Below are 17810 nucleotides of genomic sequence, written 5' to 3' on the forward strand. Positions count from 1 at the left end.
GGATCGGGCGAACAGGCCGGGATGCGCCAGCGGCGCGGGCTTTGTGATGGCGTGTTCCCCGGGCATCCTCGTCGCGCGGCACGGGGCCGTATCGCTGGGGCAAGGGACGCGACGATGACGACGACGTTCAGCCACATGGGCACGCGGCGCACGCCCGGTCCGCCACGCTGGCTCGGCTGGCTGTTCCTCCTGCTCGGCCTGCTCTTCGCCGCCGGCGCGGGCGGCTTCGTCTGGTTCGAGATGAAGTTCCGCGAACGCTCGGTCGAGGTCGAGGGACGCATCGTCCAGATGATCCAGCGCGCCAGCAACAGCAGCGGCGGCAGCCGTTCCTCGACATGGACGCCGGTCTTCGCCTTCCGCCTGCCCGACGGGAAGGAGGTGCGCGTCGAGGCCTCGTTCTCCTCCTCTCCGCCCTGCTGCGCGGTCGGTGACCGCGTGACCGTCCGCTACGACCCCGCGGATCCCGTGGATGCGCGCATGGCCGGCTTCATGTCGGACTGGTTCCTCATCACCGTCTTCGGCGGCATGGCGGCGGTGTTCCTGCTGCTCGGCGGCCTGCTGCTGCGCTTCGCCGCGCGCGGCGGGGCGCCGGTCGTCGCGGGGGGACCCGCGCCGGGCGCCTTCGCGGGGCAGCCCATGTCCACGCCCGCCGCCGCGCAGGCCGGGTCCCCGCCCGGCGTCGCGACCTTCCAGGTGCCGCTGATCGGGCTGAGGCGCGAGGGCGCCGCCTACATCCTGCAGGCCCGCTGGTCCGATCCGCGCAGCGGCGTCGCGCGCTTCTTCGAAAGCGTGCCCATCCCCTTCGATCCCGTGCCGCAGATGCGGCAGATGGACAGCGTCGCGATCGCCTTCGATCCGTCGCAGCCGGACGGGCCCTACATGATGGACCTGTCCTTCCTCCGCGCGCCGGGCTGACCCGCGCGGGGCGCGCTTGACGCGGCGCGGCGCGGCGCGCAGACGGACCCGCACATGTCCTTCCCTGACCTTCCCCCGGCGCTGGCATCCGCCCTCGCCGCCCGCGGCTATGCCGAGGCCACCCCCGTCCAGTCCGCCGTGCTGGCCCCTGAGGCCGCCGGGCGCGACCTGCTCGTCTCCGCCCAGACGGGCTCCGGCAAGACCGTCGCCTTCGGCCTGGCCCTCGCCCCGGACCTGATGGGCGAGGCCGCGCGCCTGCCTGCGCCCGGCGCGCCGCTCGCCCTGGTCGTCGCGCCGACCCGCGAACTGGCGCTGCAGGTGAAGACCGAGCTCGCCTGGCTCTATGCGGAAGCCGGCGGGCGCGTCGTCTCCTGCGTCGGCGGCATGGACCCCGTGGCGGAACGGCGCGCGCTGCTCGCCGGGGTGCATATCGTCGTCGGCACGCCGGGGCGGCTCGTCGACCACCTCGAACGCGGCAATCTCCGCCCCGAGGCGTTGCGCGCCGTGGTGCTGGACGAGGCGGACGAGATGCTCGACCTCGGCTTCCGGGAGGAGCTGGAGGCGATCCTCGAGGAAACGCCCGCCGGGCGCCGGACGCTGATGTTCTCGGCGACCGTGCCGCGCGGCATCGCGGCCCTCGCCAAGACCTACCAGCGCGACGCGCTGCGCATCGAGGCCGCGGGCAGCGCCGGCCCGCATGGCGACATCGAATACCGCGCCGCGCTGGTCGCGCCGCATGAGCTTGAGCGCGCCGTCGTCAACCTGCTGCGCTTCGAGGCGCCGCGCCTCGCCATGGTGTTCTGCGCCACGCGCGCGGCCGTCGCGCGGCTTTCGGGCAACCTCGCCGAACGCGGCTTCCCCGCCGTCTCGCTGTCCGGCGAGATGTCCCAGGCCGAGCGGCTGCGCGCGCTGCAGCAACTGCGCGACGGGCATGCGCGGGTCTGCGTGGCGACCGATGTCGCGGCGCGCGGCATCGACCTGCCGGAACTCGGCCTCGTCATCCATGCCGAACTGCCGCGCGACCCCGACACGCTGCTGCACCGGTCGGGCCGCACGGGGCGCGCGGGGCGCAAGGGCGTGTCCGTGCTGCTGGTGCCGCATCCGCGCCGTCGCCTCGCGGAGCGGCTCATCTCGGCGGCGCGGGTGACGGCTGCCTGGGGGCCGGCGCCATCGGCCGAGGCGATCCGGGGCCGCGATGCCGAACGGCTCGCCGAGGAAGCGCGCGCGTTGCTGGCCGAGCCGCCGGCCGATACGGATGTCGCGATCGCCCGCGAACTGGCGGGCGCGGGGGCGGAAGCGCTCGCCGCCGCGCTGGTGCGCGTCCTGCGCGCGCCCCTGCCCGCGCCCGAGGAATTGTCGGAATCGGCCCCCCGCCCGACGCGGCGGGAGGCGCCCGAAGCCCCGCGCGAGGGCGGCGCGGAAGGCGTGTGGTTCCGCGTCGATGTCGGCCGGGCCGGGAACGCCGATCCGCGCTGGCTGCTGCCCTTCCTGTGCCGCCGCGGCCATGTGACGCGCGCCGAGATCGGACGCATCCGCATCACGGCGCGGGAGACGCAGGTGGAGGTCGCCCCCTACGCCGCCGCCCGCTTCGCCGCCGCCGCGCGGCGGACCGAGGGCGAGGAGGACGCGATCCGCATCGCTCCCATGCAGCCCCTGCCGCGGGACCATCAGCCGCCGGGCGAGGAGCCGCGGCGCCGCCCCGTCAGGCCGCCTGAAGGAAGCCGAGCCGGTCGCCCTCGAACACCCCGCAGGTGAGCGGGCCGCCCGACCAGGCGGCGGTGTCGACGCAGATGCGGTTGTCCCGCACCACCGGGTTGAAGCCCGCGGTGTGGCCATGCACCACGACGAAGCCGTGGTCGCGCGGGCTGCCCAGGAAGTCGTGGCGGATGCGCAGCAGGTCCTCCCGCGACTGTTCCTCGAGCGGGATGCCGGGGCGGATGCCGGCATGGACGAACAGGTAGCCGCCTTCCTGGTGGTAGAGGTGCAGGCGGCGCAGGAAGCGCAGGATCGCCGGGTCGAAATGCTGCGGCCATTCCTCCCGCGCGCTGTCGGGGTCGATCCCCCAGGCCTCGAGCGTCGCGCGCCCGCCGCCCCAGAGCCAGTCGGCCGCCGCACCGCCGTCGCCCTGCAGCGCGGCGAGCATCGTCTCCTCATGGTTGCCGCAGAGGAACATCGTCTCGAGCCCCGGCACCGGGTCGTGGGCGACCAGGTCCTCCAGCACGCGGCGGCTGTCGGTGCCCTTGTCCACGTAGTCGCCCAGGTGCAGCAGCAGGGCTGACGGGCCGGGGCGCGCCCTGAGGTCGTCGGCGATGGCGCGGTGCAGCGCCTTCATCTTGTCGAAGGCGCCGTGAACGTCGCCGATGGCGTAGATGCGCCGGCCGCGCGGCAGCGAGGCCGGGGCTTCCCGCATCTCGATCATCGGCGCTCCGCGCGCGGGTCGAGCGCGTCGCGCAGCCCGTCGCCCATCAGGTTGAAGGCCAGCACGACGATCATGATGGTCACGCCCGGGAAGATCGACAGCCACGGCGCCTGGGTGAGGAAGCGCTGGGAGGAATTCAGCATCGACCCCCAGGACGGGTTGGGCGGCTGCATGCCGAGGCCGAGGAAGGACAGCGCCGCCTCGGCGATGATCGCCTCGGCGATGGCGAGGCTGGCCTGCACCAGCAGCGGCGGGATGATGTTGGGAAGGACATGAACGAAGGCGATGCGCCAGGGCGGGTTCCCAAGCGCCCGCGCGGCCTCGATCCAGTCCGTCGACTTCGCGTCCAGCGCCATGCCGCGCGCCAGGCGCACGAAGACGGGGCTCGCCGTGATGGCGATGGCGAGCATCGCGTTTTCCAACGCCGGACCGAGGAAGGCGGCGAGCGCGATGGCGAGGATCAGGAAGGGCACCGAGAGCATCGCATCCGCGACGCGGGAGATGATCGCATCCGTCCAGCCGCCGGCGAGCCCGGCCAGCAGCCCGAGCGGCACGCCGATCAGCAGCGCGCCGAGCACCGAGATGACGCCGGCCATCAGCGAGGCGCGCGCGCCCCAGATGACGCGGGAGAGAACGTCGCGCCCGTTCTCGTCCGTGCCCATCCAATGCTCCCAGGAGGGCGGCTTGCGGATGCGCGACCAGGAGGTCTGCAGCGGATCGTAGGGCGCGATCAGCGGCGCGAGCAGCGCGACCGCGACGAAGAGAACGACGATGACCAGCCCGAAGACGGCGAGGCGATGGCGCAGGAAGCGCTTGACCGCGCGCCGCGTCGGGCTTTCGCCGGCGGGGATGGCGGCGGTCGCGCTCATGCCTGCCGGAGCCTCGGGTTGATGGCCATGTAGAGCATGTCGGCGACCAGCGAGAGCAGCACGAAGATCAGCGCGGTGGCCAGCACCACCCCCTGCACCACCGGATAGTCGCGGTTGAAGACCGCATCGACGATGAGCTTGCCGAAGCCGGGGATGGTGAAGATCTGCTCGGTCAGCACGGCGCCGGCCAGAAGCCGCCCGAACTCGATGGCGCCGAGGGTGACGACCGGGATCAGCGCGTTGCGCAGCGCGTGCTTCCAGACGACGACGCGTTCCTTCAGCCCCTTCGCCCGCGCCGTGCGGACGTAGTCCTGGCTGAGCGCCGTCAGCATCGCCGCGCGCGTGTGGCGCATCAGCACGGATGCGACGCCGGTGCCCAGCACGAAGGCCGGCATGATGGTGGTCGCCAGCGACTGCCACGGATCCTCGCTGATCGGCACGTAGCCCGAAGGCGGCAGCCAGCCGAGCTCCACGCTGAACAGCAGGATCATCATGATGCCGAGCCAGAAGTTCGGCGTGGAGATGCCGAACAGCGCCGCCCCGTTCGCCGCCCAGTCGGCGGGCGTGTCCTTCTTCACCGCCGAGAGGATGCCGAGCGGCACGCCGATCAGCACCGCGATGACGAAGGCCATGGAGGCGAGCTGGAAGGTCACCGGCAGCTTGGCGAGGATCAACTCGCTGACCGGGACGCGGATACGCCAGGAGAAGCCGAAATCCCCCGTCAGCACCTTGCCCATCCACAGCAGGTATTGTTCGTGGATGGGGCGGTCGAGGCCCAGTTCGGCGCGGATGGCCGCGAGCACCGCGGGGTCGCCGCGCTCCTCGCCCGCCAGGATCAGCGCCGGGTCGCCGGGCATGAGCTGCTGCAGCCCGAAGATCAGGAAGGAGAGGATCAGGAGGGTGGGGATCACCTGCCCCACCCTGCGCAGCAGCCAGATGCCCACTTACTGGAACCGCATGCCCTGGAGGCGGATCATGCCGTCCGCGATCGGGCGGTAGCCGACCAGCCGCGTCTGGTGCGCCATGATGTTCTTGCGGTGCCACAGGTAAATGCGGTTCACGTCCTGGCCGAGCGAGATGCGGATCGCCTGGGCATAGAGGTCGCGGCGCTTGGCGACGTCCAGTTCGGTGCGCGCCGCATCCAGCAGGCGGTCCACCTCGGGGTTGGAATAGCGCCCGTCATTCTGCCCGCCGCCGGTGCGGCTGAAGGTGTAGATGTTCCCGTCCGGGTCGGTCCGCCCCGACCAGCCCACCAGGTAGGTCTGGAAGTCGCCGCGTGTCGCCGCCTGGAGCGAGGAGGCGAATTCCATCGCGCGCAGCGTCACGGTGAAGCCGGCCTCGGCGACCATGGACTGGATCACCTCCCCCACCTGCCGCAGGTCGGGGTTGTTCGGCACCGTCATCTCGATCGCGACCGGCGTCGTGACGCCGGCTTCGCGCAGCAGCGCGCGGGCGCGTTCGACATTGCGCGTCGTCGGCGGGAAATCGCGCACGTGGAAGGGATTGGCCGGCGGGAAGGGCTGGCGCGTCGGCGTGTACATGCCTTCGTAGACGACCTGGTTGATGGCCGCGCGGTCGATCGCCAGCTCGAAGGCCTGGCGGACGCGCGCGTCGCGGCCGAGCGGCGTGTTCGCCCGCTCCCCGTTCCCGACATTGATGGTGATGCCGAAATAGCCGAGTTCATCCACGGCGACGGAGCGCAGGTTGCGCTGGCGCTGGATGGCGCGGATGTCGTCGGGTTCCATCCGCTCGGCGAACTCGACGGCGCCGGACTGGATGTTGGCCAGCCGCACGGTGTTGTCCGGGATCGGCAGGTAGGTCACGCGGTCGAAATGGATGTTCGCCGCATCCCAGTACTCGCGGAAGCGCTCGACCACGATGCGTTCCTGCGCGACGCGCTCGACGAAGCGGAAGGGGCCGGCGCAGACCGGGCGGGTGCCAAAATTGCGGCCCGCCGCCTCGGCCGCCTTGGGGCTGACGATCATGCCCGCGCGGTCGGTCAGCGCCGCGAGGAAGGAGGCGGAAGGCGCCTTGAGCGTGATGCGCACCGTGCGCGGGTCCACCACCTCGACCGCCTCCATGTCCGCGATCTCGGAGCGGCGGAACGACCCCTGCATCGTCATGTGGCGGTTGAGCGAGTAGCGCACCGCCTCGGCGTCCATCGCCTCCCCGTCGTGGAAGCGCACGCCCTCGCGCAGCGTGATGAGCAGCGTCGTGGGGTTCTCCCAGCGATGCGCGGTGGCGAGCTGGGGCACGATCTCGAGCCGTTCGTTGATGTCGAACAGCTTGTCGCACAGCGCCGCGTAGACGATGCGGCCGACATAGGTGCGGCTCAGCGTGGGGTCGAGGATGTCCGGGTCCTCGCGCAAGGCGATGCGCAGGTGCTGCGCCTGCGCCGGCGCGATCGTCGCGACGGCGGGCAGGATGGCGGCGGCCGCGGCCAGCAGGGCCTTGACGGTGCTCTTCATGGTTGCGCTCCCGGTTGCGGGCCAGGGGCCCGGAAGAAGGATTGCAGGCGCCGCAGCCTTTCGCCACCGGCGGCCCGTTCCGGGCGCGGCGGGGCGGGCGGCAGGCGCCCGTCGAGGTGGCAGGCGACGCGATGCGGCCCGGCCGACAGTTCCGGCACCGTCACGCGGCAGCGATCCTCGGCGAAGGGGCAGCGCGTGTGAAAGCGGCAGCCCGGCGGCGGGGAGATGGGGGATGGCACGTCGCCCTCGATCGGCGGCGCCTTCGCGCCATGCCCGGGCACGGCTGCCAGCAGCGCCCGCGTATAGGGGTGCAGCGGCGCGGTCAGCACCTGTTCCGCCGGCCCTTCCTCGACGATGCGGCCGAGATACATCACCGCGACGCGGTCCGCGACGTGCCGCACCACGCCGAGGTCATGGCTGATCAGCACGAAGGTCAGCCGGAACTCGCGGATCAGGTCGGAGAGCAGGTTGATCACCTGCGCCTGCACGCTGACATCGAGCGCGCTGACCGGCTCGTCGCCGACGATCAGGCGCGGGCGGCTCGCCAGCGCGCGGGCGATGGCGATGCGCTGCCGCTGCCCGCCCGAGAATTCATGCGGCCAGCGCCGCGCGAGTTCCGGCCTCAGCCCGACGCGCGCCAGCAGGTCCGCCACGCGCGCCCGTTCCTGGTCGCGCGGCACGATGCGATGGAGGCGGAGCGGCTCGGCGATCGCCTGCTCGACCGTCATGCGCGGATCGAGGCTCGCGAAGGGGTCCTGGAAGATCAGCTGCATGTCGCGCCGGCGCGCGCGCAGCGCGGCCGCCGAGAGGCGCGTCAGATCCTCCCCCGCGAAGCGCACCGACCCCGCATCGGGCGTGATGAGGTTCAGCATCAGCCGCCCGAGCGTCGACTTGCCGCAGCCGCTCTCGCCCACGATGGCCAGCACCTCGCCTTCCTGGACGGAGAGCGAGACGCCATCGACCGCGTGCACCGCGCCTGCGCGACGGCCAAGCGCGTCGCGCACCGGGAAGCGCTTCACCAGCCCGTCGAGTTCGAGGAGCGTGCCCATGGTCACGTCAGGTGGACCGGACCGCGCCGGCCAGTCCCCAACAGACAAAGAAGGGAGGGGGCCCGGGGGAGGTTCCCCTCCCCCGCTCTTTCCTCGTCCATCACGCCGCCTCCAGCACCTGGTCGAGCGGCGCCCGCCAGCAGGCGGAACGGTGCCCGGGTGTTACCTCGACCAGCGGCGGCGCCGCTTCCGCGCAGCGCGGCAGGACGAAGGGGCAGCGTGGCGCGAAGCGGCAGCCCGGCGGCGGCGCGCGCAGGTCCGGCACCGTCCCCTCGATGCTCGCGAGCCGCTCCCCGCGCTCCCCTTCCCCCGGCGCCGCGCCGAGCAGGCCCGCGGTGTAGGGGTGTTCGGGCCGCGCGAATATCGCCGCGGCCTGCGCCTGTTCGGCGACACGCCCGGCATACATCACCGCGACCTCGTCGGCGTGGTCGGCGACGACGCCGAGGTCGTGCGTGACGAGCACCACCGCCGTGCCTGTTTCCCGCTTCAGGTCGTCGAGCAGCGACAGGATCTGCGCCTGCACGGTGACGTCGAGGGCGGTGGTGGGTTCGTCCGCGATCAGCAGGCGCGGCCGGCACGCCAGGGCCATGGCGATCATCACGCGCTGGCGCATCCCGCCGGACAATTGGTGCGGATATTGCCGCGCGCGGCGCGCCGCGTCCGGGATGCGCACGCGGTCGAGCATGCGCACGGCTTCGGCAAAGGCCGCGGACTTGTCGAGGCCCTGGTGGACGCGAAGCGCCTCCGCCACCTGGTCCCCGGCGGTGAAGGCCGGGTTCAGGCTCGTCATCGGCTCCTGGAAGATCATCGCCATCTCGCCGCCGCGCAGGCGGCGCCGGTCCTCGCGCGACATCGCGGCCAGGTCGCGCCCAGCAAGGCGGATGGCGCCGCCGACCTCGGCCGTGTCCGGCAACAGCCCCATCACCGCAAGGGCGGTCACCGACTTGCCGCAACCGCTTTCGCCCACGATGGCGAGGGTGCGCCCCGGCATGACCCGGAGCGAGACGCCGTCGAGCACGCGCACGCGACGTCCATCCTGGCGGAAGTCGAGTGTGAGGCCGGCGATGTCCAGCGCGGGGGCGTCATCCGCCCCAGCCTGCCGCGCCGTGCCTGTCCCTGCTTCGGAAGCCATGCCGCGACTAAGCGCGCCATGGGCTGCGGCGCAAGGGGGACGGGGCGGCTGTCCTGGCCCCCGCGCGCGCCGGTCTGCCTAAGCGGCTCGCAGCCCTGCCGCCTTTCCGTCCAGCGCGGCGAGCAGGCTTCGTCCCGAAGCCGCATCCTCGAAACGCAGGCGCACCAGATCGCCTTCCGTCGCGACGACGATCGCGGGCAGCGCCCGATGCCCCTGGACGGCGAGGCCGACCGGGGTGCCTACGGCCTGCGGCGGGCCGCCGGCGACCGCGGCGCCCCCTTCCGAGACATTGACGAGCCGCACCGCGTGGCGAGCGCCGTTGGCCTCGATGATGGCCGTGGCATCGGCGGCGACGCGCGGATGCTGGCGGCGGTCCACCTCCGCGGTCGATTCCCGCACGAGGCGGATCAGGGTCCCGCGCAGGTCGCCCATGGCCGCGTCCGCGTCGCGCGCCGCCTGCCTCAGGGCGGCCGCGCGAGTCTCGACGTCGCGCGTCATGCCGCTCAGGGCGCTGCTGCGGCCGCTCATGTCGCGCGCCGCATCGGCCGCGCCGGCCGCGGCGCGGGAGATCTCGCTCGTCGCGCTGCTCTGCTGGGCCATGACCTGGGCGATGGCCATCGCCGCCCCGTCGACATGCTGCACGGTGGTCGCGATCCCGCCCACCGCGCGCACGGCCTGCTCGGTCGCGCCGACCACCGCCTCGATCTGCCGGGCGATCTCGGCCGTGCTGCTCGCGGTCTGGTTGGCGAGGGACTTCACTTCCCCCGCGACCACGGCGAAACCCTTGCCGGCCTCCCCCGCGCGCGCGGCCTCGATCGTCGCGTTCAGCGCGAGGAGATTGGTGCGGGAGGCGATGTCGGAGATCAGCCGCGCGACCTCCCCGATCCGTTCTACCGATTGCTGCAGCCCGGCAATGGCGCGGTTGCCGTCCTCCGCGCCCGCGACGGCGCGGCGCGTGGCGGCGGCGGCTTCCTCGACCCGGCCGGTGATCTCGCGGATGGAGGCCGACATCTGCTCGGCGGCCGCGGCGCTGCCCGCGGAATGGTCGAGCGTCGCCCGTGCGCCGCCGACGAGGGCGTCGCTGCCGGCCGCGGCGGTCGCGGCGCCGTCGGCCATCGCATCCGCCTCCGCGGCCATGTCCGCGATCCGCGCGGCGATCTGGTCGAGGCTCCGGCGCGTCTCGGCCTCCAGCCGGTCGGCCATGGCGCGCAGCGCCGCGACGCGTTCGGCCACCGCGGCATCCCGCGCTTCCTCCTGCGCGATACGCAGCGCCTTGTTCTCCTCGGCGTTGCGGCGGAACACGTCGAGCGCGCGGGCCATGCCGCCGATCTCGTCGCGGCGGGACGCGTCGGGCAGCGCGATGTCGGTCGCGCCAGCGGCTAGGCCCTGCATCGCCCGCGTCAGCCGGCCGATCGGCTGGCCGATGCCCGCGCGCACGAGCCAGAGGGCGATCAGCCCGGCCAGCACGGCGCCGCCGACCATGGCGGCCAGCAACAGGGTCGCGAGACGTTCGCCGGTGGCGATGATGTCCTGCGCGGCGGCCTCAGCCTCGGCGCTGAAGCCGGACGCGGCGGCGGAAAGCGCCTGGTTCACCCGCGTGCGGTTCGCGCGGTTGTCGGCGTTGTTGCCCATCGCGTCGGCGGCGGGCGCGCCCTGCTCGACGCCGATGCGCGCGAGTTCGCTGCGGAAGCGAATGAAGTCCGCCAGCGCCGCCAGCAGCGGCGGCACGGTCTCGACGCCCTGGGCGATGGTTGCAAGGCGGTCCGCGTCGCGCCGGATATCGGCCAGGTGGCGGCGGAGCCCCGCGGCGAAGCGTTCGGATTCCGCGCGGTTCTTCGCCATGTAGAGCCCGCGGCTCTCCATCACCACGGCATAGACGCCGGCATCGATCCGCTGGGCGAGATAGGCGCGTTCCTGCAGTCGCCCCACATGCGCGACGTCGTTTCCGTAGTCGCGCAGGGCGGAATGCGCGAGCACGCCGCCGCCCACGGCGAGCAGGGCGAGAAAGCCAACGAGCGCGTAGACGCGCGCCGCGATCGATCCGAGCCAGCGTCCCATCACGGGGTTCCCGACGACATTTGCCGACATTGTCGGGAAATCCGGTTAAGCGGCGGTTTCGCCGCGACGAGATCAGGCTGCGGGCGGCGCCAGCACCCCGCGCCGCACCTGGTCGAGCTCGATGCTCTCGAACAGGGCGCGGAAATTGCCCTCCCCGAAGCCCTGGTCGCCCTTGCGCTGGATGAGTTCGAAGAAGATCGGGCCGATGACGGTACCGGTGAAGATCTGCAGCAGCCGCCCGCCGGAAGGCGAGCCATCCATCAGGATGCGGTTGGCGGCCAGCCGCGCCATGTCCTCCCCCGTGCCGGGCAGGCGCTGGGGCAGCAGTTCGTAGTAGGTGTCCGGCGTGTCGAGGAACCGCACGCCCTGGCCGCGCAGCGCCTCGACGCTGCCATGGATGTCGGCGGTGCCCATGGCGATGTGCTGGATGCCCTCGCCGTTGTAGGCGCGGAGGTATTCCTCGATCTGGCTGCGGTCGTCGGCGCTCTCGTTGATCGGGATGCGGATCTGGCCGCAGGGGCTGGTCATGGCCTTGGACTTCAGGCCCGTCAGCTTGCCCTCGATGTCAAAGTAGCGGATCTCGCGGAAGTTGAAGAGCCGTTCGTAGAAGCCCGCCCAGGCGTCCATCCGGCCGCGATGGACGTTGTGCGTCAGGTGGTCGATCACGGTCAGGCCCGCGCCGCGCGGGTTCGGATCGGCGCCCGGGATCGGGCGGAAGTCGACGTCCCAGATGTTCCCGCGCGGGCCGTAGCGGTCGACCAGGTAGATCAGGCTGCCGCCGATCCCCTCGATGGCCGGGATGTTCAGTTCCATCGGGCCCACGCGGCCATGGAAGGGCCGGGCACCGAGGCTGACCGCCCGGTCGAAGGCCGCCGCGGCGTCCGCGACGCGGAAGGCGATGGCGCAGCAGGACGGGCCGTGCACCCGGGCGAAGCCCTGCGCGAAGGAGGTCGGCTCGCCGTTCAGGACGAAGTTCACCTCCCCCTGCCGCCACAGCGTGGCGTCCTTGGAGCGGTGCCGCGCGACGGGGGCGAAGCCCATGGCGGCGAAGGTGGCTTCGAGGGCGGCGGTGTCGGGCCCGGTGAACTCGACGAATTCGAAGCCGTCGGTGCCCATCGGGTTGGCCTCGCAGACGGTGCCGGCGACGGGGGTGCGGTCGGGCGGGATGTCCATGGAAGCCTCCTGATGCGTTCCCGCGCAGGATCGCGGCGCGGCGAGGAGGGATTTCCGCGAAGTAGCGCGCCGGACGAGCTATCTTTGGTGGATTCCCGCGCCCAGGAGCCCAAGCATGGCTGATTCCATCATCGAGCTGGACGCGATCGACAGGAAGCTGCTGCGGGAGGTCCAGCGGGACGGGCGGGCGAGCCTCGTCGCGCTGGCCGAGCGCGTGGGCTTGTCCCCCACCCCCTGCCAGCGGCGCCTGAAGCGGTTGGAGGAGGCCGGCATCATCGCCGGCTATGGCGCCCGGGTGGATGCGGCGCGGCTCGGCCTCGGCCTGACCGCCTTCGTGCAGGTCAGCCTGTCCTCCCGCGCCGAGGAGACGGTCGAGGCCTTCCACGCCGCGCTCGGGCGCATGCCGGAGGTGCTGGCCGCCTGGGCGATGAGCGGGGAGACCGACTACCTGATCCAGGTCCTGGCGCGGGACCTGGAGGATTACGGGGAATTCGCCACGCGGCGGCTGCTCCGGCTGCCCGGCGTGAAGGACACCCGCAGCGCCTTCGTGCTGCGCACCGTCAAGCCCCCGGCGGGGGTGCCGGTCTGACCCCGGGGGGACTATCGTCGCGCGCCGGGCCGCCGTAGCGTTCGGCCGTCGAGAATCAGGATGCCCCCGCTGCGGGGGCGGGCCGCGGACGAACGCAGGCCATGGGGTGGGGAGCAGGCATGACAGACATCAGATACGTGGCGCCGAGCACGCTGGAGGAAGCGGTCGGCGCCTTCGCCGCGGCATCCGGCGCGGCGCGCATCCTGGCGGGCGGAACCGACCTGCTGGTGCAGATGCGCAACGGCGTGGTGAAGCCCGGGACCATCATCGACATCAAGAAGATCGCCGAGATGACGGCGATCGAGGAACTGCCCGACGGGCGCATCCGCATCGGCGCCGCCGTGCCGGGCGCCGTGCTGTCCGAGCATCCCCGCTTCGGCCGCGCCTGGCCGGGCGTGCTGGAGGCGATCAACCTGATCGGCTCGAAGCAGGTGCAGGGCCGCGCCTCCCCCGGCGGGAACCTGTGCAACGGCTCGCCGGCCGGCGACAGCGTGCCGGCGATGATCGCCGCGGGCGCGGTGGTGACGGTGCAGGGCCCGGGCGGGCGGCGGGAGATGCCGGTGGAAGCCGTGCCCGCCGGGCCCGGCCGCACCAACCTGGCGCCTGGCGAGATCGTGGTCTCCTTCACCCTGCCGGCGCGGCCGAAGGGGTCGGGCGATGCCTATCTGCGCATGATCCCGCGCACCGAGATGGACATCGCGGTGGTCGGCTGCGGCGTTAACCTGACCATGGCGGGCGGCGTCGTGACGGCGGCGCGCGTCGGGCTCGGCGCGGTCGCGCCGACCGTGCTGCTGGTCGAGGACGCGGCGAAGGCACTCATCGGCTCGCGGCTGGATGACGCGGCGCTGGAAGCGGCGGCGGCCGCCTGCCGCGCCGCCTGCAAGCCGATCAACGACAAGCGCGGCACGATCGCCTACCGGATCAAGGTGGCGGGCGTGCTGCTGAAGCGCACGGCGGCGATCGCCGCGGCGCGCGCGGGGGGGAACTGAGGGCATGTCGAAGCTTCACGTCACCACGACGATCAACGGGGAACCGGTCGAGTTCCTCTGCGACCCGTCCGCCTCCATGCTCGATGCGCTGCGCGGGCCGCTCGGCCTGACCGGCACGAAGGAAGGCTGCGGCACCGGGGATTGCGGGGCCTGCTCGATCACCGTCGACGGGCGCCTCGTCTGCGCCTGCCTGATGCTCGCCGTCGAAGCCGAAGGCCATGAGATCGGCACGATCGAGGGCATGGCGCAGGGCGACGAGCTGCACCCGCTGCAGCGGAAGTTCCTCGAGATGGCCGCGCTCCAGTGCGGCATCTGCACGCCGGGAGTGCTGATGGCCTCCCGCGCGCTGCTCGAGAAGAACCCCGACCCGACGGAGGAGGAGGTGCGCTTCGGCCTGGCCGGGAACCTCTGCCGCTGCACGGGCTACGACAAGATCGTCCGCGCCGTCCTGGAGACGGCCGCTGAAATGAGGGAGGCCGCGCGATGAACGACATGACGAACAAGTGGATCGGCCAGCGCACGATCCGCCCCGACGGCGCCGACAAGGTGACCGGGCGCGCGCAGTACAGCGCCGACACGACCATGCCCGGCATGGTGTGGGGCAAGCTGCTGCGCAGCCCGCATGCCCATGCGCGCATCCGCGGCATCGACACGAGCAAGGCCGAGGCCCTGCCCGGCGTGAAGGCGGTGGTGACCGCGAAGGACATCGTCGAGTTCCCGCTCGACAAGTCCGTCATGCTCGGCATCCAGGACATGCGCTGGATGTGCCGCAACGTGATGGCGCGCGAAAAGGCGCTGTTCCATGGCCACCCGGTCGCCGCCGTCGCCGCGATCAGCGAGGAAGTCGCGGCGCATGCCTGCTCCCTGATCGAGGTGGACTACGAGGTCCTGCCCCACGTCATCGAGATCGAGGACGCGATCAAGCCCGACGCGCCGATCCTGCATGAATGGAACCAGTTCGAGGGCAAGCCGTCGAACATCGCCGGGACCATGGTGCTCAAGGCCGGCGACATCGAGAAGGGCTTCGCCGAGGCCGACATCGTCGTCGAGCGCACCTTCACCACGCGCCCGGTGCACCAGGGCTACATCGAGCCGCATGCCTGCACCGTGTCCTACGCGGCGGACGGGCGGGTGACGATCTGGTCGTCCTCCCAGGGCCAGTTCATGGTCCGGGCGATGACCTCGCTGCTCACGGGCATCCCGCAGAGCAACATCCGCGCGATCCCGGCCGAGATCGGCGGCGGCTTCGGCGCCAAGACGATCGTCTACCTCGAACCCGTCGCGGTGATGCTGTCGAAGAAGTCCGGCCGCCCGGTGAAGATGGTCATGACGCGGGAGGAAGTGCAGCGCGCGACCGGCCCGGCGCCGGGCTCGCTTTCCACCGTCAAGATCGGCGCGAAGAAGGACGGCACCATCGTCGCGGCGCAGGGCACCTTCTACCTGCAGGCCGGCGGGCTGCCGGGCTCGCCGCTGCGCGGGCCGGTGGGCTGCTCCTTCGCCGCCTATGCCATCCCGAACGTGCTGTCGGTGGGCTACGACGTGGTCTCCAACCGCTCCAAGGTCGCGGCCTATCGCGCGCCCGGCGCGCCGCACGGCGCGTTCGCCGCCGAATGCGTGATCGACGAGATCGCGCAGGCGCTCGGCCTCGACCCGCTGGAGATGCGGCTGAAGAACAGCGCCAAGGCCGGCGACAAGGCGATCTATGGCCCGACCTTCGGCGCCGTGACGTTCAAGGAGACGGTGGAGTCCATCAAGCACCACCCGCATTACCGCGCGCCGCTCGACAAGAACCCGCGCCCGGGCGTCAAGCGCGGCCGCGGCGTCGCCTCCGGCTTCTGGTACAATGCCGGCGGCGAGAGCAGCGTGCAGGTGAACATCACCGAGGACGGCAACGTCCTGGTGACGACCGGGCATCCGGATGTCGGCGGCAGCCGCGCCTCCATCGCCAACGTCGTCGCCGAGCTGCTCGGCGTGGATCATGGCCGCGTCAACGTCATGATCGGCGACACCCAGACGATCGGCTTCTCGAACCTGACGGGCGGCAGCCGCGTCACCTTCGCGTCCGCCATGGTGGCGACCGCCGCGAGCGAGAAGGTGATCGGCCAGCTCAAGGAACGGGCGGCGAAGATCTGGGGGATCGAGGCCGAGGCGGTGAAGTGGGAGGACGGCATGGCCCTGCCCGCCGGCGACAATGCCGGCAAGTTCCCCCCGCTCAGCCTCAAGGAACTCGCCGCCAAGGCGAACGAGATGGGCGGGCCGATCGGCAACCAGACCCAGCTCAACACGACGGGCGCGGACCCCGGCTTCGCGACGCATTGCGTCGACGTCGAGGTCGACGTCGACCTCGGCATCGTGCGGGTGCTGCGCTACACGGCGGCGCAGGATGTCGGCCGTGCGCTGCACCCGGGCTATGTCGAAGGCCAGATCCAGGGCGGCGTGGTGCAGGGCATCGGCTGGGCTCTGTCGGAGGAATACCTCTACGACAGCAAGGGCCGCGTCGATAACGCGAGCTTCCTCGACTACCGGATGCCGGTCTGCTCGGACGTTCCGATGATCGAGGCGCTGATGCTCGAGATCCCGAACCCGAAGCACCCGCAGGGCGTGCGCGGCGTGGGCGAGGCGCCGATCGTCCCGCCGCTCGCTGCTATCGCGAACGCGGTACATGACGCGCTGGGCAAGCGCTTCTACGCGCTGCCCATGTCTCCCCCGCGCGTCAGCGCGCGGATGGACGAGGCGAACTGAGGCGAAGGCCGCGGCGGGGCGCCCTGCCCCGCCGCGCGCCACGATCCCGGGCGCTGGTGCCGAGCCGCGGCGCCAGCGCCTTTTTCGTGCGCCCCGTCAGAAGTCCAGCAGGTTGTCGCGGAACATCGCGTGGCTGTAGGCGCGGCGCGCCAGGCCGCGGCGCTGGAGTTCCGGCACGAGCCCGTCGCAGATCTCGGCGATGACGCGCCGCGAGGTGTCATTGGTCGAGAGCAGGAAGCCGTCGCCGCCGATCTCCTCCATCGCCGCGCCCATCTGCTCGGCCACCTGCGCGGGCGTGCCGATGAGCGGGATGGAACCGGCATCCGAGTAGATCTCGGCCGCCTCCCGCAGCGTCTTGTTGCCGGCCTTCTTGAGGAACTCATCGAGCGATTGCTGGTGCCCGTTGGTGGTCAGGCTGCCGAGCGGCTTGTCGAGCGGCAGCGCGCCGAAATCGAGGTTGGTGATCTTGGACAGGTGCGCGAGCCGCTTGGCGATCTGGTCCTCGGTCGTCGCGAGCTTCCGCCGATGCTTCGCCCGGGCCTCCTCGTCGGTATCGCCCAGGACCGGGGAGACGAGGAACAGCACCATGCAGCGGTCGGGGTCCCTGCCCTGTGCCGCCATGCGCGCGCGGACGTCGTCGCGATAGGCCTTCATCCCCGCCGTGCCCTTGACCATCGCGACGATGGTGTCGGCATGGGTCGCGGCGAATTGCCGCCCGCGCGGCGACCCGCCGGCCTGCGCGATGACCGGCTGCCCCTGCACGCAGGGGCCTGAATTGAGCGGCCCGCGGACCTTGAAATGCGTCCCATGGTGGTCGATCGCGTGGACCTTGGTGTGGTCCACGAGGATTCCGCGTTCCCGGTCCGCGACGATCGCGCCGGGTTCCCAGGATCCCCAGAGCTTGCGCACCACCTCCATGTACTCGTCGGCGATGTCGTAGCGCGTGTCGTGCGGCGGCATGCCGTCCAGGCCGAAATTCCGCGCCGCGTAGTCCGACGATCCGGTCACCGCGTTCCAGCCGATCCGCCCGGAGGAGACCTGGTCCAGCGTCGCGACGAGGCGCGCGAGGAGGTAGGGCGGATAGGCGAAGGTGCCGAAGGTCGCGACGATGCCGATATGCTTCGTCGCCTGGGCAAGCAGGGCCGCGACGACGGACGGATCCTGCCGCGGCACGGAAAGCCCGTGATGGAGGTAGATCTCCCGCGACCCGCCGTAGCTTTCGCCGATGTAGGAGGAATCCTCGAGTAGCACGTAGTCGAAGCAGGCGCGCTCGAGGTTGCGCGTCATCTCGATGAAGAAGTCCGGCACCATCCATTCGGTGCCGATGTTGCCGGTCCAGGGTTCCCCCCAGGCCTGCACCGAGGATCCCTGGAGGAACCATCCGAGGTGAAACGCCTTGCCCGCCAT

Annotated in this window: 15 protein-coding genes; 6 read left to right on the forward strand and 9 right to left on the reverse strand. The window is 71.8% G+C overall.

The annotated features are described in order from the left end of the window. Nucleotides 1-114: 114 nt before the first annotated feature. Both J5Y09_RS03520 and J5Y09_RS03525 read left to right on the forward strand, forming a co-directional pair. A complete protein-coding gene (locus J5Y09_RS03520) occupies nt 115-915 on the forward strand; it encodes a DUF3592 domain-containing protein (RefSeq protein WP_209350354.1) in 801 nt (266 codons plus the stop codon). Between the two features lie 54 nt (nt 916-969). Beyond that, nucleotides 970-2670, forward strand: a complete 1701-nt coding sequence (locus tag J5Y09_RS03525) for a DEAD/DEAH box helicase (RefSeq protein WP_209350355.1) — start codon at nt 970-972, stop codon at nt 2668-2670. Here J5Y09_RS03525 and J5Y09_RS03530 read toward each other — a convergent pair. The 8 genes from J5Y09_RS03530 to hppD all read right to left on the reverse strand — a co-directional run bounded on the left by J5Y09_RS03530 (nt 2618) and on the right by hppD (nt 12083). Continuing rightward, nucleotides 2618-3334, reverse strand: coding sequence for a metallophosphoesterase (locus tag J5Y09_RS03530; RefSeq protein ID WP_209350356.1), 717 nt, complete (start codon nt 3332-3334; stop codon nt 2618-2620). The genes J5Y09_RS03525 and J5Y09_RS03530 overlap by 53 nt on opposite strands. Then, nucleotides 3331-4203 carry an ABC transporter permease gene (locus tag J5Y09_RS03535; protein WP_209350357.1) on the reverse strand — a complete coding sequence of 291 codons (873 nt, stop codon included), beginning with the start codon at nt 4201-4203 and terminating at the stop codon, nt 3331-3333. Before J5Y09_RS03535 ends, J5Y09_RS03530 begins: the two co-directional genes overlap by 4 nt. Continuing rightward, a complete protein-coding gene (locus J5Y09_RS03540) occupies nt 4200-5147 on the reverse strand; it encodes an ABC transporter permease (RefSeq protein WP_209350358.1) in 948 nt (315 codons plus the stop codon). The genes J5Y09_RS03535 and J5Y09_RS03540 overlap by 4 nt, the downstream gene beginning before the upstream one ends. Next, on the reverse strand, nt 5148-6671 hold the full coding sequence (locus tag J5Y09_RS03545) for an ABC transporter substrate-binding protein (RefSeq protein ID WP_209350359.1): 1524 nt from the start codon (nt 6669-6671) through the stop codon (nt 5148-5150). Next, nucleotides 6668-7720 (reverse strand): ABC transporter ATP-binding protein, encoded by a 1053-nt coding sequence (locus tag J5Y09_RS03550; RefSeq protein WP_209350360.1) that lies wholly within the window; start codon nt 7718-7720, stop codon nt 6668-6670. Before J5Y09_RS03550 ends, J5Y09_RS03545 begins: the two co-directional genes overlap by 4 nt. Nucleotides 7721-7820: 100 nt before the next feature. Beyond that, a complete protein-coding gene (locus J5Y09_RS03555) occupies nt 7821-8852 on the reverse strand; it encodes an ABC transporter ATP-binding protein (RefSeq protein ID WP_209350361.1) in 1032 nt (343 codons plus the stop codon). A gap of 78 nt (nt 8853-8930) precedes the next feature. Next, entirely contained in the window at nt 8931-10910 is a 1980-nt protein-coding gene (locus tag J5Y09_RS03560) for a methyl-accepting chemotaxis protein (protein ID WP_209350362.1), read from the reverse strand. A 72-nt stretch (nt 10911-10982) separates the two neighbouring features. After that, nucleotides 10983-12083, reverse strand: coding sequence for a 4-hydroxyphenylpyruvate dioxygenase (hppD, locus tag J5Y09_RS03565; RefSeq protein ID WP_209350363.1), 1101 nt, complete (start codon nt 12081-12083; stop codon nt 10983-10985). A gap of 115 nt (nt 12084-12198) precedes the next feature. Between hppD and J5Y09_RS03570 the strand changes: the two genes are divergently transcribed. The 4 genes from J5Y09_RS03570 to J5Y09_RS03585 all read left to right on the forward strand — a co-directional run bounded on the left by J5Y09_RS03570 (nt 12199) and on the right by J5Y09_RS03585 (nt 16403). Next, nucleotides 12199-12672, forward strand: coding sequence for an Lrp/AsnC family transcriptional regulator (locus J5Y09_RS03570; protein WP_209350364.1), 474 nt, complete (start codon nt 12199-12201; stop codon nt 12670-12672). A 119-nt stretch (nt 12673-12791) separates the two neighbouring features. Continuing rightward, nucleotides 12792-13661, forward strand: a complete 870-nt coding sequence (locus J5Y09_RS03575) for an FAD binding domain-containing protein (protein WP_245216792.1) — start codon at nt 12792-12794, stop codon at nt 13659-13661. Between the two features lie 4 nt (nt 13662-13665). Next, complete coding sequence (locus J5Y09_RS03580) at nt 13666-14148, forward strand: (2Fe-2S)-binding protein (RefSeq protein ID WP_209350365.1); 483 nt, start codon at nt 13666-13668, stop codon at nt 14146-14148. Then, nucleotides 14145-16403: a xanthine dehydrogenase family protein molybdopterin-binding subunit gene (locus J5Y09_RS03585; protein ID WP_209350366.1), complete on the forward strand. Its 2259-nt coding sequence runs from the start codon at nt 14145-14147 to the stop codon at nt 16401-16403. The genes J5Y09_RS03580 and J5Y09_RS03585 overlap by 4 nt, the downstream gene beginning before the upstream one ends. A 96-nt stretch (nt 16404-16499) precedes the next feature. On the opposite strand, the gene J5Y09_RS03590 is transcribed toward J5Y09_RS03585, so the two are convergent. Then, nucleotides 16500-17810, reverse strand: coding sequence for an NtaA/DmoA family FMN-dependent monooxygenase (locus J5Y09_RS03590; protein ID WP_209350367.1), 1311 nt, complete (start codon nt 17808-17810; stop codon nt 16500-16502).

Origin of the sequence: Roseomonas nitratireducens (assembly GCF_017813355.1) — a bacterium.
GTDB classification, from domain to species: domain Bacteria; phylum Pseudomonadota; class Alphaproteobacteria; order Acetobacterales; family Acetobacteraceae; genus Neoroseomonas; species Neoroseomonas nitratireducens.